The organism is Gordonia sp. NPDC062954 (assembly GCF_044543825.1).
Lineage (GTDB): Bacteria > Actinomycetota > Actinomycetes > Mycobacteriales > Mycobacteriaceae > Gordonia > Gordonia tangerina.
The window spans coordinates 40,718-60,136 of record NZ_JBITWL010000005.1 but is presented as its reverse complement, the minus strand read 5'-3'; the positions used below and the strand labels follow the sequence as shown (position 1 = coordinate 60,136).

Genomic DNA, 19,419 nt, shown 5'->3' with positions numbered 1-19,419 from the left:
CTCACAGGTGGAAGCCCTCGAGCACAGGAAGGAGCGGATCAGTGAACGGAATCATCAAGGCGGCACTCGTCGGAATGCCCGCGGCGCAGCCGAGCCTGGCTCTGGCCATCGATGCACCCCGTCACGCCCGCTTCTGGGTCGACGAGACCCGCGTGCCGGTGGCCGTCCATCCGATCGCCGGCCGGGTAGCCAAGGCACCCGCAGGCGAAGCAACCGCCGCAGCGCGAGCGCCGCAGCGGTTCCCCGTGCAGATACGAAATCCGCGGAGTCACTGACTCCGACCTTTCGGGCCACGGGCGAATCGCAGAGGCGAAACCCGTGGCCCCTTTGTGTACGACCGTGAACCACCTCTGACGACCTCGTCCGACACCGGCGAGTGCCGAGGCTTTCGTTTCACAGTCGACATCCACATCGGGACTCGGGTGCAACACACCAAACACGAGCAGATGTGGAGAGCAGAATGACTGTCGATTACGTTCTCGAATCCTGTCTTTCGGCGGACCGCGAGTCGGTCGGCGGCCTGGACCTGCCCTGCCAGGTGGCCGACGCCGATCTGTGGTTCGCCGAGGATCCCCGAGACCTGGAGCGCGCCAAGGCCATGTGCGCCGAATGCCCGTTGCAGCAGGCCTGCCTGCAGGCCGCGCTCGACCGCGCCGAGCCCTGGGGGGTCTGGGGCGGCGAGATCCTCGAGCGTGGCGCGGTGATTGCGCGGAAGCGTCCCCGTGGCCGCCCCCGCAAGAACGCCGCGTGAGAGGTGGGGTGTCCGGACTCAGTCGGCGAGTCCGGGCACCCACTTCTCCATGATCGCCCGGTAGGGCGCGTCCGCCTCGAGCTGCGATGCGATCCCGACACAGCCGGCCAACACCCGGAAGACCATCACATAGTTCTTGGGCACGTTCAGGTTTCGTGACGTCTTGTACACATCGCCGCGAACATCGGTGGCCTTGCCGGCCGCTCGTTGCATCCACTTGCGAGTGAAGTGGAAGGACTCGGTGTACAGGGGATCGACGTAGGGCTTCAGATATGCCTCGATGTCGGCTGCGCTCACCCGATCGGCGCGCGACGCCAGGATGAAATCGGTGCGCACCATCAGGTCTTTGAGTTCTTCGTACTGTTTGTCGCGGGCCAGACGCAGGATCTGTCCTGTTTCGCTGGGCAGACCATTGGGGTAGTGTCCGACGGCGCCGAAGTCCAGGGCGCCGAACCGGCCGTCGGCGGTGATGAAGAAGTTGCCCGGATGCGGATCACCGTGGAGCAGGCCCACTCGGAACGGCGAACTCACTTCGAAGGTGGCCATCTTGGCGGCCGCGTCGTTGCGGGTCTCCTGATCTCCCGAGACGATGATCTTCGACAGAGGTGTGCCCACAAGCCATTCCGACACGATCACCTTCGGTGCGCTGGCGACGACCTTGGGGATGACGAAGTCCGGGTCGCCATCGAAGGCCTTCGCGAACGCACGTTGGTTGTCCGCTTCGCCGAGATAGTCGAGTTCTGCCTCGGTGCGATCGATGAGTTCGTCCATCATCGCCTTGACGTCGGTGCCCGGTGACAGTTTCTGGATCACACCCGACATCCGCGACAGAGTCTTGAGGTCGGCCTTCAATGCATGATCGGCGCCGGGATACTGGACCTTGACCGCCACCTCGCGACCGTCCGACCAGATTCCCTTGTGGACTTGGCCGATGCTCGCCGACGCCGCCGGCTCGTCGGAGAACTCGCGGAAGCGGTCACGCCATTTGGTGCCCAGTTGCTGATCGAGCACCTTGTGCACCTTCGGTGCCGGCATGGGGGGCGCCTCGGCCTGCAATTTGGTCAAGGCCTCGCGGAACGGTTCCCCGAATTCGTCGGGGATGGCGGCCTCCATGATCGACATGGCCTGGCCGACCTTCATCGCGCCGCCCTTCAATTCCCCGAGAACGGAGAAGAGTTGTTCGGCGGCGCGTTCCAGCATTTCCTGCTGGACCTCGTCCTTGTCCCGGCCGACCATGCGTTTGCCGAGTCCGGCCGCAGCGCGACCGGCCATTCCGATGGGCAGTGACGCCAGTCTTGCGTTGCGCCGTCCCTGTCCCCGAGCGATGTCACTCATAGCGTCCTTTCCCCACCACAGGATAGAGGACCAGACGCTGCACCCGGTCGCCGCCACACGTGGGCATCACCCTGCCCGTGCCGCCGCCGGTCGGCACAGACAGAGGGGATGTGGCGGCCATCTGGTCGCAACCAGGCGGGCCGGGGCCGGATGGAACTCCAGCGCCCGGTCGATCAACTCGGGTGCACGATCAGTGCGATCCGACCACAGCGCCGTCCCGAGTTGCTCGATCTGTGACTGGGCGAGTGCGGCCGTGCCGCGCACGATGCCGGCCGAACCGAATCCGATTTGCGCGACCAACTGAGCCGCCAACATCGGCCAGTCCGGCTCGAGGTCTGCCCGGTGGCGATCGGCGCAACGCAGACAACTCGACAGGCCCGGCAACACCAACGGACCCACCACACCCACCCCGTCGCGTACACGTACCGGCAGATGCGCGATCCGCGCGTCGATCAGCGCGTTGACGACCTCCGGATCATGCACGAGGTAGTCGGTGAGCACCACGAGGTTCGCGGTCCAGCCGTCGACGGCGACCACCGGCGGCCGCCGCGCCGATCTGCGCGGCGCCAGACCCGACTCGGTGAGCGAGGTGATCAGCAGATCGGCCAGGGGGCCCTCACCGTGAAGCGCAATGCGCAAGCTCGTGGCCGCCGGACCCGAGGCCGGGATGGTCGCGAGGCCCGCCGCGGTCAGGTGCGAGACGATGTCGGTGAGGTCGGTGACGGTCAACCCGATCGCGCGTGCCCTGCGTTGTGTCTCGGCTACCGGTGTGACCACCGCGAATCCTCGGAGCAACACCGCGACGTCGGCGGCCCGCACTGGCGAGGGCACGTCGATCACGAGGCTCCCGTGTGGGTCGCTGCCCACATGGACACGGTTGCCGGGCCGCACCAGCACCGGTGTGCCCGGACGCAACAGCGGCAGGCTCAGAGTTGCGACGTTGGCCGGTGCATCCGGCTCCTCCGCACCCTCGCCTGCCGGAACCGCACATCGGACACCTCGATCGGACATGGCGTCACTGTGCCACCTATGGGTCCGGATGCCCCGGAGTTGTCCACAGGCGCAGGGGGCCGAGGAGGTTATGCAGAATTACCGTCGCGGCCGCCGTCCTCATGGTCCGTGTCGTTGCCGGCTGGGTTGTCTCCCGCGCCGGAGTCGTCCGAGGGCTCGCGACCGTCGGCCCCGTCGGCGGATTTCTCGGCGCGTTCCTGCGCAAGGGTGGCCTCGAGCTGGGCGATCGGATCGTCGAACGAGCTCACGCCGCCGCCGATGACACCGTCGATGAAGGCGGCGGGATTGTCGAGATCCTCGGCGTCGGGCATCAGATCGGGGTGCGCCCACACCCCATCACGGGTGGCGATGTCACCGGCCTCGAGCAGCTGTCGCCACAGGGCCGATGCCTCGCGCACCTTCCGCGGCCGCAGCTCCAGGCCGACCAGGGTGGCGAAGGTCTGTTCGGCGGGGCCACCGGAGGCGCGTCGGCGGCGCATCGTCTCCGTCAGCGCGCCGACGCTCGGGATGCGGTCGGCCAGTGCGGTCGACACCACCTGCTCCACCCACCCCTCGATGAGGGCGAGGAGCGTCTCGAGGCGCGCGAGGGCCGCCTGCTGCTCCGGGGTGGTGGTCGGCTCGAAGGATGCCGACGAACCGATCAGTTCCTCGAGTTTGGCCGGGTTCGACAGCAGCTCCTGAGGATCGACACCCGAGGTCATGTCGGCGATGCCGCTGAAATCGATGCTGATCCCACGGGCGTACTCCTCGACTGTGGACAGCAGCCGTTGGCGCAGCCACGGGACATGGCTGAACAGCCGGACGTGCGCGGCTTCCCGGGCGGCGAGGAAGACGACGATCTCCTGGGCCGGCTGCTCGAGGCCCTCGGCGAACTTCGCGATCGCCTCGGGCAACAGGACCGCCACACCCTCCGGCGCCAGGGGCAACCCGACGTCGGTCGAGGTCAGCACCTCCTTCGCGAGCTGGCCCAGTCCCTGACCGAGCTGGGTGCCGAAGGCCATGCCGCTCATCTGGGTGAGCATGCCCATCATCGGTCCGGCGAACTGGGCGGCCTCGGCCGGAAGATTCTGCTCCCAGGTCCGCGACAACTGCTCGGCAACGGGATCGCACAGCCGTTTCCAGGTGGGCATCGACTCTTCGAGCCACGTCACCGGCGTCCACGCCACCGACTGACGCACCCCGCTGGGGAAGGTGGTGACATCATCGAGCCAGACCTCGGCCAGGCGGACCGCGTCGGTGACAGCGTTGGTCTCCTTGTCCAGCACCGGCGTGAAGTTGCCGATCTGTTGGCGCGCCAGATTCGATGCGACCTGGTAGTTCACCGGGCCGCCACCGCCGGAGCCGGGAGTGATCCCGGCGCCCATGCCGCTGAACATGCTGCCCAATTGGGAGAACATCTGGCCCAATTGAGCTGGATCGAACGAACTGGGATCGAAACCCTCACCGCCGAGGGCGAATCCGAAGGGATTCTGGGTGCCGCCGGAGGATTCACCGGACCCGGACTGATCCTTACGGCGCTCGTTCTCGGCGCGGCGCTCATCATCTCCATCACCGGATGGGGAGAAGCCGAAGGGCAGATCACTCATGGTCTCCACGGTACCGTCCGCAGTCCGGGGAGGCGTTCGCCTTGAGCGTAGGCGGCTTACGGTGCCACGCCGAGGCCGGACCGGCGGCCCCGATCGCCGTCGGGGAGGTCAACTACTGTGAGCGGAATGAGTCTTCAGCCCGGTCACCGCCGGCTCGCGACGGTCGCCGTGACGGCGGTGGTGTTCGTGGCGTTGCTGTTCATCGGTACATCCGTGCAGGTCCCGTTCGTCGCGCTGGGGCCGGGCCCCACCGTCAACACCCTGGGCGAGCTCGACGACAAACCGGTCGTCGACATCACCGGTGTGCCCACCGACCCGACCACCGGAAACCTCAACCTGACCACGGTCTCGGTGACCGACGGGATGTCGTTGTTCCAGGCGTTGGGTATGTGGATGTCGGGCACCTACAGCCTCGAGCCGCGCGACCGGCTGTTCCCACCGGACCAGAGTCCCGACGAGGTGCGCGAGCAGAACCAGCAGGAGATGACCGGGTCCGAGGACAGTGCGACCGCGGCGGCACTGCGCTACCTGGATCGCCCGACCAAGCTGGTGCTCACCTCAGTCGCCGACGGCGGTCCGGCAGCCGCCGAACTCGAGGTGGGTGATCAGGTCCTGGCCGTCGACGGGCAGGCGGTGTCGACGACCGCGCAGATGCAGGAGGCGGTGATGTCCCGTGCACCCGGCGACTCGGTGCCCATCGCCATCGATCGGGGCGGACAGCGGCAGTCGGTGACGGTCACCTTGGGCGCTCGGCCCGACGACCCGGAGGTCGGCTACCTCGGTGTCACCCCGGAGGTGGTCAATGCCGACCCGGCGTTGAAGATCTCCTACAACGTCGGCGACATCGGTGGTCCGTCGGCCGGGATGATGTTGACGCTCGCTGTGATCGACCGTCTGAGCCCGGGAGAGCTGACCCACGGCGACTTCATCGCCGGCACGGGCACCATCACCGAGGATGGGGTGGTGGGCCCGATCGGCGGAATCACCCACAAGACCCGGGCGGCGCGCGACGCCGGTGCATCGGTGTTCCTGGTTCCCGAACGCAACTGTGCCGAAGCCGTATCCGATGCGCCCGACGGTCTCACCCTGGTCAAGGTGGCGAACCTGGACGGTGCGGTCGACGCGTTGGACGCGATCGGTGCCGGCCGGTCGGCGCCGCATTGCTGAGATCGACAGGGTTCCCCATCTGACGGGTCGGCGCCGTCGACGCCGACTACTGATACGAATCGACGTCTGATGCGAATCGTCGCCGGCTCCGCACGGAGTGGAGTGGCGATCAGCTCTCGTCGAAGGTGTGCGCGAGCGCGGTCCGCAGGTCGGCGGCGAGGTCGTGGCGGGTGAGCAGTTCGATGTCGCCATCGGTGACGTCGGCAGCGGGGTCCGGACGTAGATGCAGCAGACCCAGGGTGGTCCCAGAGCGCAGCGCGCCGACGATGAGGCGGGCCACCCGGCGTTCGGGGTGCGCGGCTGCTCCCGAGAGGGTGTCGGTGCCCTCGGCCTCGGGCGGCAGGACGACGATCTCCTGGATCAACGCCGCTCCGGCGACCGCGGCAGGCCAACTCGTGGTGGCCAGTGCTCGTTCGATATCGGCCGTCAGGTCGGTCTTTGAGCGGTCGGTGTCCCCGGATGTCGCCTCGTCTGCTCGGGAGGCCACCGCCGCAACGTCGGCGGTTGTGTCGCGGGGGAAGGGTTCCTGTGCGATCGGACTCAGGACGGAGTCGTCGTCGGGGGCGATCAAGCCCGGCTGTGAGGCCGCCAGGATCGCGGTCGGTACCAGGGCGAACAGCATCGGTGGCTGTCCCCATCCCGCCGGGTCGACGAACTCGACGATGTCGCGCAGGGCGGCACCGAGATCGTCGACGGACAGCGTGGCGGGGTCGCTGGCGGGGCCTGAATCGTCGGTCACGGCCCCCATCTTGCCGTTTCGCGTCGGTGTGACGCGGAACTCACCGCGTCGGTCGATCGTTGGCGGGGTGTCGTGCACATCCGGCAGCACGTGACGGCCATCTCGATATGGCGCGGAACGAAGCGGTACTCGGCGCCCGTGTGGCGCAGTCGATCGTTGTCCGGAGCCGACCAGTACAGTTGGGTGCACGAGTCAGGCGGGCGTCCACGCCGGTCGGGCCGATGTCCGGAATGAGAACTTTGGAGAGTGGGTCAGGTGGGCGTTCGCGGGCCGGCTGGTATGCCGACACTGTCGCGCAGAAGCAAGATCGCCATCGGGATCGGCGTCGGCATCCTGGTGCTGTTGCTGGTGGGGCCCCGTCTGGTCGGGTTGATCACCGATTGGTTGTGGATGTCCGACGTCGGATACACGCGGGTGTTCTCGACGGTCATGTGGACCCGCGTGATCCTGTTCCTGGTCACCACGCTGGTGGTCGGGCTGCTGATCTTCGGCGCCATCGCGATGGCGTACCGTTCGCGTCCGGTGTTCGTGCCGGCCTCGGGACCCAATGATCCGCTCGCGCGCTACCGCAGCACAGTGATGGGCCGTACCCGGTGGTTCGCCATCGTTCCGGCCGTGATCATCGGCATCCTGGCCGGGCTGGTCACGCAGGGGTCGTGGGCCACGGTGCAGACCTTCTTGCATGGTGAGCAGTTCGGCGTCACCGATCCGCAGTTCGGCATCGATGTGAGTTTCTACGCCTTCGACCTGCCTTTCATCAGGCTGGTGCTGAACCTGCTGTTCGTCATCGTGGTGATCGCCTTCCTCGCGAACCTGCTGACGCACTACCTGTTCGGGGGCATCCGGCTGACCGGCGGTGGCGCCAACGGCAACGGACCGTCGTTCTCCAACGCGTCCCGTATCCAGCTGGCCGCGCTCGCCGGAACCTTCCTGCTGCTCAAAGCGGCCGCGTACTGGCTGGACCGTTACTCGTTGCTCTCGAGTCAGCGCAAGCAGGACATCTTCACCGGCGCCAGCTACACCGACATCAATGCGGTGCTGCCGTCGAAGCTGATCCTGATGGCCATCGCCATCATCTGCGCGGTCGCGTTCTTTGCCGGCATCGTGCTGCGGGATCTGCGGGTACCGGCGCTGGCGACCGCGTTGATGCTGCTGTCCGCGTTGGTGATCGGCGTGGGTTGGCCGCTGGCGATGGAGCAGTTCTCGGTCAAGCCGAACGCGGCACAGAAAGAGTCCGAGTACATATCGCGAAACATCACCGCCACCGAACAGGCCTATGGGATAGGTCCGGAACAGGTGACCACCCAACCCAACTGGACGGCCGAACCGGTCAACCAGCCGTCGGTGGACGCGGACACGCCGACGTTGTCCAACATCCGCATCCTGGACCCGAACATCGTCTCGCCTGCGTTCACGCAGTTGCAGCAGCGACAGAACTTCTACGGGTTCCCGACACAGTTGGCATTGGATCGCTACGACATCGACGGCGAGATGCGCGATTTCGTGGTCGCGGTCCGCGAGATCGATCCTGCGCGACTGGTCGGCAACCAGACGAACTGGCTCAACAAGCACCTCGTCTACACCCATGGCAACGGCTTCGTAGCGGCGCCGGCCAACCGGGTCAATCAACCGGCCTCCGACGACGTCGAGGGTGGCGGTTCTCCGGTGTTCTTCGTCAGCGATCTGTCGAATTACCAGACCGAGGAATATCAGAACGAGGCGCCGATCAAGGTCACGCAGCCACGTATCTACTTCGGCGAGCTGATCTCGCAGGTCGACCCCGACTACGCGATCGTCGGTTCCAACAGCGACCAGTCCCGCGAGTACGACACGCAGGACTCGACGTACACCTACCAGGGCGATGCCGGTGTGTCGCTGGGCAACTACTTCAACCGGTTGCTCTATTCGATCCGGTTCGCCGAGCGCAACTTCCTGCTCTCCGGTGAGATCAACGAGAACTCGAAACTGCTCTACGACCGAGACCCGCGCGACCGTGTCAAGAAGGTCGCGCCGTGGTTGACCGTCGACTCCAAGACCTACCCGGCCGTGATGGCGGACGGGTCGATCAAGTGGATCGTGGACGGCTACACGACGCTGGACAACTACCCGTACGCGCAGCGCACCTCCCTGCAGGCGGCCACGACCGACGCGCAGGAACTGAACCAGGGCCAGACCGGACGCACCCAGGTCAATCGCAGCGTCTCCTACGTCCGAAACTCGGTGAAGGCCACCGTTGATGCCTACACCGGCGAGGTCACGCTCTATCAGTTCGACGACCAGGACCCCGTGTTGCGGACGTGGATGAACATCTTCCCCGGGACCGTGAAATCGCGCGCGGAGTTCGATCAGCAGGAATCGCTGGCCGATCACGTCCGCTATCCGGAGGATCTGTTCAAGATCCAGCGTTCGTTGCTGACGAAGTACCACGTCACCAACCCGCAGCAGTTCTTCGAGGGCAGCGACTTCTGGTCGGTGCCGTCGGACCCGACGAACGAGGACGCCGACGCGCAGGGCCTCGATCAGCCGCCGTACTTCTTCGTGGCGTCCTCGCCGGAAAACGGTCAGCCGTCCTTCCAGCTGACGTCGGTGCTGACCCGCCTGAACCGCCCGATCCTGGGTGCCTACATGACGGTGTCGTCGGATCCCACCGACTACGGTCAGATCACGGTCAAGACCATTCCGACCAACATCCAGCGTGATGGTCCGCGCCAGGCGTTCAACCCGATGCAGCAGGATGATCGCGTCGCCGAGAGTCGACGCAACTTCCAGGGCAACGTCGACGTCATGTTCGGCAACCTGTTGACGCTGCCGGTGGGTAACAGCGGAATCCTCTATGTGGTGCCGATGTATGCGCAGGCACGCGGTGAGGGTACGTATCCGCGCCTGTTCCGGGTGATCACCCGGTATGAGAATCGGGTCGGTTACGCGCCCACCACGGCGGGTGCGCTCTCGCAGGTGGGGATCAACCCGCAGGGAGCCGCGCTGGTTCCCGGGGAGACCACCCCGCAGCCGGAGGCGCCAGAGCAGACCGAGCAGCCGCCGGCCGGCGAGCAACAGCAGGTGACCCCGCCCGCGACCGGTTCGACCGCGGAGCGCGACGCCGCGCTGCAGGCGATCAGCGAGGCTCTCGACGCTTTGGAGCAGGCGCAGAGCGCGGGGAACTTCACCGCCTACGGCGAAGCCCTCGACCAGCTGAACGAGGCCGTCCAGCGCTACGAGGCACTGCCCAACTAGTCAGCATCAACTGGTGAGAACCGACCGCCCGCGTGAGCCATGTTCACGCGGGCGGTTCGGGTTGACGAGGGTCTGCTGGGTACCCGCGGGTGGTCGACAAGCCGCGCGAGCCGAGTCGGCCCGCGGCAGCCGAGTCCGCCCGCGGCAGCCGAGCGGGGTCCGCTCAGCTCAGCGGCGTGCGAGGCGCCGTATCACCCGCGATAACGCTGGCGATACCGACCGAGTTCGGCTTCGGTGTTGTCGGGCAGCACCGGGCTGTGATGGTGGCTGTGCGTCAGGGTCATGAAGATGGCGGTCGCGCCGGCAAACGCGCCGATCATCAGCAACCCGAACACGATCGCCGGGACGACGTTGCCGCCGGCCATCGCGACCAGCCACAGGGCGGCGCTGGCGAACCCGCCGAGCACCAACAGATATCCGAGAACGCTCATCGGATGATTTCCGTGGCTCTCGTGATGGGGCAGATGATGAGTTGCCATCGTTCCTCCTCGATCTCGCTGTATGCGGTATCTGTGAGGCCAGGATACCGCGCTGTGATGTTTATCACATTGAGATGGGTGTTCTGCTAGCCGTCAGCGGCGGTGTTCGGCGAGGTAACGCTGCTTTTCAGCGTCGCTGTCGTCCGGGATGAGTGGGCTGTGGCCCAGCCGCCGCGCCATTGTGGCGTAGATGGCGGCAGCGCCGACCAGGAATGCCGCGCCGGCGACGCCCGACGCCACCGCGCCGCCGGTGTTGCCCTCGGCGGAGAACGTGACCGCCAATCCGAGCGCCGGGATGATGAGCAGTACCAGCAGAAATGCGACGATGCTCATCGGGTGACGATTGTCGGATGCGGTGGCGTTGCCTGAGGCGAGGCTGGTCACGGTTGGTTCTCCTTTGTTTCGAACACACCTTCTGTCTCCCTCACGATGCGCCGGCAGCGGGCGCACCGACAGGGACTTTCGGCCCGGTCGGGGCGGGTCGTCGGATACTGAACGCGCTGTCGGTCGTGCGGGCCGCGGCTGCACCGATCGTCGGTCTGTTGGCGGCGGTGTACGCCGGACGACGGTCAGAACCAAGGCCAGGCGGATCGGTGCCGGTGGGTGATCCGACGGGTGTGCCTGAATCCGTTGGCGCGGCAGCTGGCGGCATTTCCGGCAGTCCGACCGCAGTGATCAAAGTGCCCTGTGTCACAGGGGGATTGGTTGTCGGCATGTGAACGCGACGGGGCGTCGGAAGCGATTTGCACCCGCGGCAAACCAGTGTGTAACGTGGTGTTCACCAACGCGGGGTGGAGCAGCTCGGTAGCTCGCTGGGCTCATAACCCAGAGGTCGCAGGTTCAAATCCTGTCCCCGCTACCAAAGAAATGATGTTAGAACCACGGTCCTCAGGGGCCGTGGTTCTTTCTTTTTCCCACGGCATGGCACCTCTGGGGCGTTCGACGGTCAGGAACCCGGGGATTCGGGCGTGTGGGGCGGTTCTACGGGCACGGGTCGGTAGGTCCCGTCCGGTCGCCGATCCACCTCTGTCGCGCTTCTCGGTGACCTCTGTCGTGCCGATGAGGTCACTAGTTCTAACGACGTTGTTCTGCTCCCGCTTCCGTTCGGCGGCCAGAGTCGCGGCCAGATCGTCGTTCATGAGCAGTTGGTATGCCGGGGTCAGGTCGCTGGCGACGATGTCGTCATCGTGGACGTAGAGGCGCGTGAAGATGCTCTGGTTGAGGTCGCGGCGCGACTTTGTGTCGGCTGACAGGTAGTGCTCGTGGGCGTTGCCGAGAAGCTCCAGGCAGCCTTCGAGCTTGGCGGTGAGGTGGGATGCCTGGAATTCGAACTCGCCGAGTTTCGCCTCTGCCTTCGCGCGCTCGGCTGCGATGCGTGCCTGTTCGGTGCGGAGTTCGGGTGTGCCGATTGCGTCGGCATAGAACGCTTCAAGTAGCTTACGGCTCTCCTGTTCGAGCTGCTGGAGCCGTTCGGAGGCTGCCCGTTGTTCCTGTGCTACATCGGGCACAAGCACGCGCATGTGGTCGAGGACGAGCCCTCGGATCGCGGTGGTCTGCTTCGGGCTGAGCGTCACGGTCTGCCAGTGAGCGGTTACCAGGTCTTCGAGATGTGGCGCTTGGATGGCGCGGAAGGTGCAGCCGTTCTTGAGTCGTTGGCGTCCGAGGCAGTAGAAGTAGTCGTAGACGGTGCCCACCCGATTGCGGGTCTTCTCGAATGTGAGGGGTTCGCCGCATTGCCCGCAGTAGACCGAGCCCTTCAGATAGTGATTGTGCACGCGCGGCTTCTCGCGGCTTTGGTGGCGGGCCTGGCGGACCCGCTGGACCTCAGCGAAGAGCGCTTCGCTGACGAGGGCTGGGTGGCTGCCGGGGTATTCGACACCTTCGAACCTGACCGCACCCGTGTAGTAGCGGTTCTGGAGCATCGACGTGATGTGCGAGTGCGCGATCGGTCGGCTGGGGCGATTGGGCCGGGTCACGGTGGTCACACCGCGCTTGTCGAACTCGTCTTTGATCATCCCGGCTGTCCACTCACCGGTGGCGTAGCGCTCGAACATCCAGGTGATCCAGTGACCGCGCTCGGGGTCGATGACGACGGTCTTCACTTCTCGGCCGTCGTCGGTGCGTATGCGGCTGTTGAGGTAGCCGAAGGGCGCCATGCCTGGAGTGCCGCCGCCCTTTGCCTTCTGGAGCATGCCTTTTCGGGACTCGGTGGCCAGGTTGCGGCTGTAGAACTCGGCGATCGAGCTCATGATGCCGTGGAGCAGCATGCCGCTCGGCGTCTCGTCGATGTTCTCGGAGCAGGAGACGAGTTGGGCACCGACGGAGGTGAGCTGCAAATTGATCTCGACGTCGTCGACGCGGTTGCGGGCCAGGCGGTCGACCTTGTGCACGATGACGTACTGGATCTTGTGCGCCTTGACGTAGTCGAGCATTTTCTTCAGCTCCGGGCGATTGGCTGAACGGGCACTCTCACCGGCATCGACGAACTCTGCGACCGTCACCGCGTCCAGTGACTGTGCTTTGCGGAGGCAGGCCTCGCGCTGGGCGGGTATCGAGAAGCCCTCGGCCTCACCGCCTCGCTCGGCTTGATCTTTGGTGCTGACGGCGGAGGTACTGCACCGCCAGCGGCCTGATTCCGAGCGAGGGTGCGGCGGTCATGCGTAGCTCCTTTGCCGTGTTGCGCGGGGTGCGCGGATGAATTTCTGGCGCTCGTAGCGGTTGGTGTGGATAGGTCGGGCGCAGCGGCTCGCGAGAGGTGCATCGTCGGTCTTGTCGAGCCCAGTTTGTGCGAGACGGACACGGATGGCTGGTTCGCTGACGCCGAAGTGGGACGCCAGGTCGGCGACACGCTGGATGCCGTTGCCCCAGGCCGCTTTGAGTGATCGCTTGGAGACGAGGGCGCAGCCGGCGAAGTAGTCGGCAGCGGCTTCTGCTTGCTCGGCCGCAGTCATCTTGTGGGTAGTGCGGTAGAGCCGATCGGTGTGGCCATGATCGACGATGTGCTTGAACTCGTGCAGCAGTGTGAAGCGCTGACGAACGGCGGGTTCTTTGGCCGAGAGCACGATCACCCACTGCTGGCCGTTCCAGTAGCTCATGCCCGAGACGGGGATGTTCTCGCGAATGACGACCATGCGTGGCAGTCCGGTGATGTGATGCTCGAGGATGCCGCGTTCGTCTCCGATCAGATCGGCGAGCTTCGCAGCCTGGGTCTCGGCGGTACGCAGTGTTTCCAGGAAGCTCGCGTCGCGCTGTGGGATGACGGCCCGGAGGCTCGTCAGTACTGATGGTTTGTAAGTATGTGTCATGGTGAGCCTCCTTTCATAGTGGGCTGTTAGTTATTCTCCTTCGTCTTCTCCGTCGCGAGGTCCATTCGGGTCATATCCGTGCTTTGCTGCAATTCTTGCGAAACTGGCTTCCATTTCTTTTGTTGCCGACTCCGGGATATCTGAGTATTTGCTGCGAAGGTAGGGGGAGAAGCTCGGCAGTGTTTTCGGTTGAACGTAGCCTGCGAGGTTGAACAAGTCGGAGAGTTCGAGTCCCAGCACATCAGCCAAGGACTTCAGCGTTTCCGGTCTCGGCTGCGGGATGTCACCACGCTCGATACGAAGCACGTTGGAGTCGGTCACGCCAGAGCGGCGAGCGACTTCCTTGATAGTCAGCTCAAGTTCGGTCCTGCGGTCTTTGAGCGCGTTTCCGAGTTTGACTGCGTTAGTGGTATTTGCCATGGTGATTATCTCCGATTTCTTCATTTCCTTATTTCTATTTTATTCCCGAAATTGCATAAATGCAGTACTGAAATCGTTGTAGAATTGGCGAGGTTTTCCTTACCTCTGTGCAGACTTGTCGAGGGATGGTGGGGAGTCAGGGAGCTGCTGGCTGCAGCTCGACCTGACTCCCCGGTTGTGGATAGGTTGACTCACTCCTTGGGTTGACGGCCCCGCGAAGTTGCTCGCTTGCTGGTGCCGAACAGGGTGGCGATAGCGTCGCGCTGTTCGGCAGCTTCGCGGTCGATCTCGGCGGTCAGTGCTTCGGCCTTGGCCGCGATCTCTGGGTCGGCTGCAAGCGTCTCGATACGGCTCTCGATGGCGTCACGGATGGTGTCCGTGAGCGACACGCCGCTGAGCTTGGCCAGGATCGACAAGCGAGCGTGCTGTTCGTCTTCGAGACGAATTGCCAGTGTTTTCATGAGTCTCCTACTCCTTCCTGAAGGTTTGTTTCCGGGTGTCCCGGTCACCGTCTTCGAGGTGGTGCGGCCGGTGAGCGGACTGCTCACTGGGACGGCCGCAGTCTCTCGACGACGGGTGACCGGCTGCCTTAGATCACCCGGAAGAGCCAGACCTTGCCGTCGGGTGCGTTCTCGATGTGGACGTCGCCACTGAGCTGGAGGTCGCGGGCGAATCCGTCGTAGTCGAACTGGATATAGGCACGGAGGTCGGCAGGTACCTCACGGTCGAGCGTCTCCTCGATGCCGCTGCCTACGAGCACCTCGCGGGCCCAGTCGGCCGGTGAGTCGTAGGTGCCGATGAAGCAGTCATCGAACTGGGCGAGCATGTCGGGATTGCCGTCGTGGATCTCGGCCCAGGCGGCGAACGCGGGGCCATGTTCGGCGATGCCGCGAGCGACGTTGGCAACCTGGTCGAGCGAGTCGTACTCGCCGACTTGGTAGGCGCCGAAGTCGTCGTAGTCGAAGATGCCCCATTCCTCGGCGTCCGGCTCGTGCGATCCGGCCAGGATGCGATCGACAGCTGCTCGCAGGTCGCTTGGGTCGGCGGCGGCGTCAAGCCAGTCGCCCAGGAGTCGCCCAGCATTGTAGTCGGCCAGGCTGCCGACCCAGATACGGGGGTGGAGTTGTGGGGTTGATTCGTCCTCGTGATGTGTTTCGTGTTCATGGTTCATATCACCTCCTTCCGTTTAGTTGTATTGGGCTGCAAAGTGCTTCGGATACGTTGCTCGGCGATCTCGACGTACCGGGGGTTGATCTCGATTCCGAGCCAGTCGCGCCCAGTACGAGCAGCCACAACAGCCGTGGTGCCTGAGCCGATGAACGGATCGAGGACCAGGCCGGGTTCGGCGGGCGCGTTGCAGGTGCAGCTTGGTCGCGGTGGTTTGTGGCGAGCGTGGTCGCCGCGTCGGACAAGTTCCCGAGTCCACGGTGCGCGGCAGTGTGAGCAGCGCAGACGTGGGCAGCCCGCCAGGATCATGCGACGGACGAGCGACTCCGGGTAGGTCGCGATGTGACTGCTGCGGAAGCTACTGACGCTCATCGCCCAGACATCACCGGGGTTCTTGCCGAGCGGATGGCCGACTCGTCCGCTGGCTCGGAGATTCAGCAGACCGCGATCGCTGTGGGTGTTGGGCCCGCGTCCCGCTTTCTCGACGCGGGTCGCTGGTCGGGGTGACCGTCGTGGTGGTCGCGAGACGTGCGGTATGCGAATTTCGTCCAGGTCGAAGTAATAGCGCGGCGACCGTGTCAGCAGGTAGATGACCTCGTGCGAGGCAGTGAGCCGGTCCTGCACGCTCGAAGGCACCGTGTTGGTCTTGGCCCAGACGATCTTATTGCGAATTGTCCAGCCGTCCGCGATCAGGTGTAGGGCCAGGCGCTCCGGGCCAAGCAGCAGACTCTTGCGCTCAGCACCTTCTCTGACGTGCGTGCTGTAGGTGTCCCCGAGGTTGAGCCACAACGTTCCGGTCGGTACGAGGACGCGGGCGCATTCGGTGAGCACCGCATGCAGCTGGGTAACCCAGGCGTCGACGTGTGACTCGAGGCCGAGCTGGTCGTCGTGGCCGTAGTCGCGCAGCCGGAAGTACGGCGGGCTGGTGATGACGCAGTCGATGCTGGCGTCAGGCACCGTCTTCAACTGTGCGAGCGCATCGCCAGTCAGGACCCGGTTTCGTGGTGGCTCGCTCATTGCAGCCACTCCTGTGCGCTGGCGGCGAAGCCGGCAATCGTCGTTACCCGGTACAGGTTGGGAGTCAGCCGTGTTGAGCGCAGGATGGAGGACTTCACCTTCTCGGCGCGCGTCTGGCCCGTAAAGATCCAGATCACCAGCGGGAAGGCGTGGTGCGCGTCCTGCTCGATGCCGCTGGCTCGGTAGGTCTCGTACTGGCCGCATTTCTTGAGCACGGTCGGGAGTGATTCGGTGCCGAGGTCGACTTCGATGAACCAGCGATCGACGTAGTCCTTTGTCCGAACGACACTGGCAAGGTCCGGCTGCAACAGGCGCCGTTCGCCGCCGGGACCGATGTAGCGCCGCCAGGAGTTGGGCTCGGTCGCCACGTCGGTCGCTTCGACAGCCTCAAGCACGGTCAGATTACGCACGCCGAGGTGGACGTCGGCGACCGCCAAGCAGTGTTGGAGAAAGCGCAGCGACGGTTCATGGCTGCGGTAGGTCTGACCCTCGTCGCGGAGCAGTCGGGCACCGGCCGGAGCCAGTTGCCAGATGCGGGCGGCACTACCGGCTCGGACCCCACCCACCCGGCGCGGCAGCGACCGGATCAAGGCGAGGCGTTCGAGTCGTGCCAGGACGTAGCGGGTGGTGCGGGCGGCCGAGTCGGCGCTGCCGTGATCGGTGAAGATGAAGGACTGGACTTGGTGCGTGGTGAGGTAGCGGTGCTCGTCGATGCGGCGCAGGACCTCGCGGTCACGCTCGGGCATAGCCTCACTGATGCGCCGGAGCTCGTCGCGGTCGATTCGTCGCCGTCGCTTGTCCGGCTGCAGTACTCGGGCGCTCTCCGTCGACATCGTCGGCGGAGTATTCGTCCCCCGACCGCGCACGGATTCGCGACTGACCTGCGACGACGAGGATGTGGCGGATGAGCCGGCCGGAATAGCGGATGGAATGCCCTGTCCTGGGGTGTAGCTGGTCATGACGCACCCCCTTCTGTGTCGGATCGCTTGGTGCGGCCGAAGGATTCGCGGGAGGATCGGCGTTCGGTGAGTGACAGCAGATCGGCTTCGACGTCACTGAGTGGCCGGCCGTAGCGCTCGCGGGAGCATCGTCGGATTGACTCGGCGGACCGGACGGGGTCGGGCATCTTCGTGGTGGTGACACTGATCCATGGGCCGGGCGTGTTCTGGTGCAGGATCTGGGCGTACGCGTGGTAGGCGGGCAGCGCTTCGAAGTCGGCGGGTTCAAGCTGGCCGCTGGTGAGGCTGGCGAACTCGCGGGCATCAGGGTGACTGAGTTGGAAGGCGATGCGCGTCCTGGCGTTTGCGGTGACGGCTTCGCGGATCGACTTGGGGAGCTGGCCGAGGTGCTGGTGCGCGAGTGTGTAGCCGACGCCAAGCCCGCGAGCTTGCGCCAGAGCATCGCCGATTTCGCCGGGGAGCCGGAGATAGTCCTGGACTTCGTCGATCAGGATCGTGACCGGGTGCCGCGACTTTGGTGGCTGTGAGGCCCGGGCGAGGGTCGCAGTCCAGAGCTGCGAAACGATCAGAGAACCGAGCAAGGCGGCAGCTTCGGGGCCGATCTTGCCCTTCTCCAGACTGACCAGCAGGATGCGGCGTTTGGTGAACACGTCGGAGAGATCGAAATTCGGACGCCGCTGGCCGAGGATGCCACGTAGGCCCGGACGCAGCAGGATCGGACGAACTCGGCGAAGTAGGGGTGCGGTGGCCTGAGCTTGTTCGTTCTCGCTGAGTCCTTCCCACCACGCCCAGAATCCGCCGAGGCCCATCGGGTCTTCGCGGGTTACCCGGCCAACGATCGAGCGTCGGAATCCGGCATTGGTGAGCAGTAGCGGCAACATCGCGATCGAAGCGTCACCGCGCCGGGCGAGCGTCAGCAGGCTCGCGTGCAGGACGTCTTGAGTGCGAGGACCCCAGGCGTCGGCCCACAGTGAATGGAACACGCCGAGGATCGTGTCGGCAGCGAGATCGGGGTCAGTCGAGCCGACCAACCCGTTGATGCCGATCGGTGCGGGGTCGGTGGCGTCAAGGACGGCGATGTCGTCGAGTCGAGATTCGTCGGCGCGCTGCAGGATGTCGTCGATCAGGTCGCCCTTGGGATCGATCACGACAAGTCCGCGTCCTGCCTCGATATCGGCTAGCGCAAATTGGCCAAGTAGGTTCGATTTACCGACGCCGGTCGGGCCGGTGATGGCGATTCCGGAGAGTGAATCGCGAACCGAGATAGCGATTGGTCGCTGTGGCTGTGCGGTCGAAACCCCAACTATGCGGCCCTCTTTCGGCGTAGTTGTTGAGGTGGGGAGTAGCTTCGGGTGTCGCGATGGCACGCCGGGAAGCGGTGCGGCGTCGCGGTGAGTGATGGGCCAGGCCGTCAGCGCCACGACCTCACTGACGCTCAGCGTCGTCGTCCAGAACCACGGTGCGCGAGCGCGGTCGAATGACGTAGGAGCCACGCGGGTGGCGGTGAGCTGGGCGTTCGGTGCGCTCAATCCGCGAACCGCGGCGATGGCACGATCCGCCAGGCATCGGGCTCGGTCGTCATCTGCGGCTGTTGCCGCGACACGGATGACGCACCCGAACCGAAACTCGCGGAGCTTGGCTGTGGCGAGTGTGCGGTCACCGCCGCGTAGTTGGTGGGGCGGGAGCTGAGGGGTCTTGCGTGGTCCGAGCAACACTTGAAGGTAGACGCGCTCATGCTGTCCGGCGATCGCGAGAGCACCGAGGAGCCCTCGCGTGACAGATTCAGTGGATTCGTGAGCGAGCGGCCCCTCGACCGCAGACCGTGACCGGACGCGGACCTTCGCCGCGACATCGGCCCGCGGCCCGACTGCAAGCGGCTTGGGATCGTCGACGACAAGACCCGGGAGATGAGTCCGCAGTACCTCGATCACCTGGTGGCGGCGGCGCATCGGCATCCCGATCCGCCACCGCACTTGGCGATTGCTGCCGAGCGCCTCGATGACGATCTGTGGCTGCCCGCTGAGTCCCGCCAAGGCGACGACGGCGGCGTGCGCGGCCTCGATCGCGAGCGGAGCGGGGATCGACAACGTGACGAAGACCAGACGGTTGGCCTCATTCATCGCCAGTCTCCTGGCGCTCCGCGCGGCGTTCGGCCTCTTCCTGCGCTTCCTTCTCGGCTTGGGCGACGGCGATCGCAACCACCGTGCGGGCAATCCGCCCCAGATCTGGGTCGGAGCGAAGTTGGCCGC

General features: G+C 65.3%; 18 protein-coding genes, 1 tRNA gene and 1 pseudogene. 6 read left to right on the top strand and 14 right to left on the bottom strand.

Annotated features, from left to right (window positions below):
* Positions 1-41 precede the first annotated feature (41 nt).
* Together ACIGKQ_RS07070 and ACIGKQ_RS07065 are read left to right on the top strand one after the other, a co-directional pair.
* Positions 42-275 (top strand): hypothetical protein, encoded by a 234-nt coding sequence (locus tag ACIGKQ_RS07070; RefSeq protein ID WP_235724584.1) that lies wholly within the window; start codon positions 42-44, stop codon positions 273-275.
* A 185-nt stretch (positions 276-460) separates the two neighbouring features.
* Positions 461-751, top strand: coding sequence for a WhiB family transcriptional regulator (locus ACIGKQ_RS07065; RefSeq protein WP_266062381.1), 291 nt, complete (start codon positions 461-463; stop codon positions 749-751).
* Between the two features lie 18 nt (positions 752-769).
* On the opposite strand, the gene ACIGKQ_RS07060 is transcribed toward ACIGKQ_RS07065, so the two are convergent.
* The 3 genes from ACIGKQ_RS07060 to ACIGKQ_RS07050 form a co-directional block, all read right to left on the bottom strand.
* A complete protein-coding gene (locus tag ACIGKQ_RS07060; protein WP_235724582.1) occupies positions 770-2,086 on the bottom strand; it encodes an AarF/ABC1/UbiB kinase family protein in 1,317 nt (438 codons plus the stop codon).
* Between the two features lie 66 nt (positions 2,087-2,152).
* Positions 2,153-3,097, bottom strand: coding sequence for a hypothetical protein (locus ACIGKQ_RS07055; protein WP_266062384.1), 945 nt, complete (start codon positions 3,095-3,097; stop codon positions 2,153-2,155).
* A 68-nt stretch (positions 3,098-3,165) separates the two neighbouring features.
* Complete coding sequence (locus tag ACIGKQ_RS07050) at positions 3,166-4,683, bottom strand: zinc-dependent metalloprotease (RefSeq protein WP_328712990.1); 1,518 nt, start codon at positions 4,681-4,683, stop codon at positions 3,166-3,168.
* 126 nt (positions 4,684-4,809) lie between these two features.
* Here ACIGKQ_RS07050 and ACIGKQ_RS07045 point away from each other — a divergent pair, with 126 nt between their 5' ends.
* Positions 4,810-5,850, top strand: a complete 1,041-nt coding sequence (locus ACIGKQ_RS07045; protein ID WP_328712992.1) for a PDZ domain-containing protein — start codon at positions 4,810-4,812, stop codon at positions 5,848-5,850.
* Between the two features lie 109 nt (positions 5,851-5,959).
* Here the strand turns inward: ACIGKQ_RS07045 and ACIGKQ_RS07040 are convergent, their stop codons facing one another.
* Positions 5,960-6,598, bottom strand: a complete 639-nt coding sequence (locus tag ACIGKQ_RS07040) for a PPA1309 family protein (protein WP_235724625.1) — start codon at positions 6,596-6,598, stop codon at positions 5,960-5,962.
* Positions 6,599-6,868: 270 nt separating this feature from the next.
* On the opposite strand from ACIGKQ_RS07040, the gene ACIGKQ_RS07035 reads away from it, so the two are divergent.
* Positions 6,869-9,823, top strand: a complete 2,955-nt coding sequence (locus ACIGKQ_RS07035; RefSeq protein WP_235724624.1) for a UPF0182 family protein — start codon at positions 6,869-6,871, stop codon at positions 9,821-9,823.
* Positions 9,824-10,014: 191 nt separating this feature from the next.
* On the opposite strand, the gene ACIGKQ_RS07030 is transcribed toward ACIGKQ_RS07035, so the two are convergent.
* Both ACIGKQ_RS07030 and ACIGKQ_RS07025 read right to left on the bottom strand, forming a co-directional pair.
* A complete protein-coding gene (locus ACIGKQ_RS07030) occupies positions 10,015-10,302 on the bottom strand; it encodes a hypothetical protein (RefSeq protein WP_235724578.1) in 288 nt (95 codons plus the stop codon).
* A gap of 93 nt (positions 10,303-10,395) precedes the next feature.
* Complete coding sequence (locus ACIGKQ_RS07025; RefSeq protein WP_235724577.1) at positions 10,396-10,686, bottom strand: hypothetical protein; 291 nt, start codon at positions 10,684-10,686, stop codon at positions 10,396-10,398.
* A gap of 401 nt (positions 10,687-11,087) precedes the next feature.
* Between ACIGKQ_RS07025 and ACIGKQ_RS07020 the strand changes: the two genes are divergently transcribed.
* Positions 11,088-11,164: transfer RNA gene (locus tag ACIGKQ_RS07020), tRNA-Met, on the top strand.
* A gap of 400 nt (positions 11,165-11,564) precedes the next feature.
* On the top strand, positions 11,565-11,738 hold the full coding sequence (locus tag ACIGKQ_RS07015) for a hypothetical protein (protein WP_396572925.1): 174 nt from the start codon (positions 11,565-11,567) through the stop codon (positions 11,736-11,738).
* A 204-nt stretch (positions 11,739-11,942) separates the two neighbouring features.
* Here the strand turns inward: ACIGKQ_RS07015 and ACIGKQ_RS07010 are convergent.
* The 8 genes and pseudogenes from ACIGKQ_RS07010 to ACIGKQ_RS06975 form a co-directional block, all read right to left on the bottom strand.
* Positions 11,943-12,854: pseudogene (locus tag ACIGKQ_RS07010) on the bottom strand (recombinase family protein); the annotation flags it as partial.
* A 102-nt stretch (positions 12,855-12,956) separates the two neighbouring features.
* Positions 12,957-13,607 carry an ImmA/IrrE family metallo-endopeptidase gene (locus tag ACIGKQ_RS07005; RefSeq protein WP_396572923.1) on the bottom strand — a complete coding sequence of 217 codons (651 nt, stop codon included), beginning with the start codon at positions 13,605-13,607 and terminating at the stop codon, positions 12,957-12,959.
* 30 nt (positions 13,608-13,637) lie between these two features.
* Positions 13,638-14,051, bottom strand: a complete 414-nt coding sequence (locus ACIGKQ_RS07000; RefSeq protein ID WP_396572921.1) for a helix-turn-helix transcriptional regulator — start codon at positions 14,049-14,051, stop codon at positions 13,638-13,640.
* 167 nt (positions 14,052-14,218) lie between these two features.
* Positions 14,219-14,488, bottom strand: a complete 270-nt coding sequence (locus ACIGKQ_RS06995; RefSeq protein WP_396572919.1) for a DNA-binding protein — start codon at positions 14,486-14,488, stop codon at positions 14,219-14,221.
* Positions 14,489-14,616: 128 nt separating this feature from the next.
* Positions 14,617-15,198 (bottom strand): antirestriction protein ArdA, encoded by a 582-nt coding sequence (locus ACIGKQ_RS06990; RefSeq protein ID WP_396572918.1) that lies wholly within the window; start codon positions 15,196-15,198, stop codon positions 14,617-14,619.
* Positions 15,195-16,151 (bottom strand): DNA-methyltransferase, encoded by a 957-nt coding sequence (locus ACIGKQ_RS06985; protein ID WP_396572916.1) that lies wholly within the window; start codon positions 16,149-16,151, stop codon positions 15,195-15,197. Before ACIGKQ_RS06985 ends, ACIGKQ_RS06990 begins: the two co-directional genes overlap by 4 nt.
* A 56-nt stretch (positions 16,152-16,207) precedes the next feature.
* Positions 16,208-17,044 (bottom strand): replication-relaxation family protein, encoded by an 837-nt coding sequence (locus tag ACIGKQ_RS06980; protein ID WP_396572915.1) that lies wholly within the window; start codon positions 17,042-17,044, stop codon positions 16,208-16,210.
* 122 nt (positions 17,045-17,166) lie between these two features.
* The gene (locus ACIGKQ_RS06975) at positions 17,167-19,290 is read right to left on the bottom strand and encodes a type IV secretory system conjugative DNA transfer family protein (protein ID WP_396572913.1); all 2,124 of its coding nucleotides are present in this window, start codon (positions 19,288-19,290) and stop codon (positions 17,167-17,169) included.
* Between the last annotated feature and the right edge of the window lie 129 nt (positions 19,291-19,419).

Excerpts from the sequence above, each read along its gene's own strand:
- ACIGKQ_RS07005 (WP_396572923.1), bottom strand. The coding sequence starts at position 13,607 with ATGACACATACTTACAAACCATCAGTACTGACGAGCCTCCGGGCCGTC.
- ACIGKQ_RS06995 (WP_396572919.1), bottom strand. The coding sequence starts at position 14,488 with ATGAAAACACTGGCAATTCGTCTCGAAGACGAACAGCACGCTCGCTTG.
- ACIGKQ_RS07055 (WP_266062384.1), bottom strand. The coding sequence starts at position 3,097 with ATGTCCGATCGAGGTGTCCGATGTGCGGTTCCGGCAGGCGAGGGTGCG.
- ACIGKQ_RS07035 (WP_235724624.1), top strand. The coding sequence starts at position 6,869 with ATGCCGACACTGTCGCGCAGAAGCAAGATCGCCATCGGGATCGGCGTC.
- ACIGKQ_RS07050 (WP_328712990.1), bottom strand. The coding sequence starts at position 4,683 with ATGAGTGATCTGCCCTTCGGCTTCTCCCCATCCGGTGATGGAGATGAT.
- ACIGKQ_RS07030 (WP_235724578.1), bottom strand. The coding sequence starts at position 10,302 with ATGGCAACTCATCATCTGCCCCATCACGAGAGCCACGGAAATCATCCG.
- ACIGKQ_RS07065 (WP_266062381.1), top strand. The coding sequence starts at position 461 with ATGACTGTCGATTACGTTCTCGAATCCTGTCTTTCGGCGGACCGCGAG.
- ACIGKQ_RS06980 (WP_396572915.1), bottom strand. The coding sequence starts at position 17,044 with ATGTCGACGGAGAGCGCCCGAGTACTGCAGCCGGACAAGCGACGGCGA.
- ACIGKQ_RS07040 (WP_235724625.1), bottom strand. The coding sequence starts at position 6,598 with ATGGGGGCCGTGACCGACGATTCAGGCCCCGCCAGCGACCCCGCCACG.
- ACIGKQ_RS06990 (WP_396572918.1), bottom strand. The coding sequence starts at position 15,198 with ATGAACCATGAACACGAAACACATCACGAGGACGAATCAACCCCACAA.
- ACIGKQ_RS07000 (WP_396572921.1), bottom strand. The coding sequence starts at position 14,051 with ATGAAGAAATCGGAGATAATCACCATGGCAAATACCACTAACGCAGTC.
- ACIGKQ_RS06975 (WP_396572913.1), bottom strand. The coding sequence starts at position 19,290 with ATGAATGAGGCCAACCGTCTGGTCTTCGTCACGTTGTCGATCCCCGCT.
- ACIGKQ_RS07060 (WP_235724582.1), bottom strand. The coding sequence starts at position 2,086 with ATGAGTGACATCGCTCGGGGACAGGGACGGCGCAACGCAAGACTGGCG.
- ACIGKQ_RS07045 (WP_328712992.1), top strand. The coding sequence starts at position 4,810 with ATGAGTCTTCAGCCCGGTCACCGCCGGCTCGCGACGGTCGCCGTGACG.